A 663-nucleotide genomic window follows, 5' to 3' on the forward strand; every position below is an offset into this window, starting at 1 on the left:
CTGCAAGCGTGCTTGCTCGGCCATTTCCAGACAAAATTCAGCCCGCTCGTTTAGAATTCTCACTGCGGCCCTCATAACCCGCTCCATCTCGTCGAATTGGGCCGAGGCCAGGACCTCCCCGGTATAGCTGTGACCTATATGGCAGTCGAACTTGATGATCGTACCATTCTCGGATTTGTGGAGCGCGCCACCGCATTCCGGGCAGGTCAGCGCCAGCGGGCGATCGAATTTTTCGCCGTCGATGGTCGGAGAATCCCCCTCGGCCTCAGGTTGAGAGGACTTGTTCGGCATAGCCGCTTCCTTTCCTTCCTTTCCGTTGACCAGTTCAACAAGCAATCGGGGCATGCGGGAGAGCGCCACGCGGTAGTCCAGCGCCACGTGAGCGGCAGCACTGCCCGGCATTTCCGGATACGCCGCATCGTCGGGATCCTGGACAATCGCAATGCCGCCGCGACGCTTTATTTCCGCGAGTCCCAGCGACCCGTCATTCAGATAGCCGGTCAGGATCACGCCGATCGCGTTTGGACCATAGGCCTCGGCCACGCTACGAAACAAGGGGTCGATTGCCGGGCGCGCCCAGTTCTCCTTCGGGGTTCTCAACAGACGCAGCTTACCATGTGAGACAATCATGTGGTGATCGGGCGGCGCGACATAGATTTGGCC

1 protein-coding gene is annotated in these 663 nt (G+C 59.6%); it reads right to left on the reverse strand.

The window, feature by feature from the left end:
• Nucleotides 1-663: chemotaxis protein CheB (locus tag EN750_RS37705; protein WP_145968352.1), on the reverse strand; the 663-nt coding region annotated here is incomplete at both ends.

The sequence above is a fragment of the Mesorhizobium sp. M7A.F.Ca.ET.027.03.2.1 genome (assembly GCF_003999175.1).
Classification (GTDB): Bacteria; Pseudomonadota; Alphaproteobacteria; order Rhizobiales; family Rhizobiaceae; genus Mesorhizobium.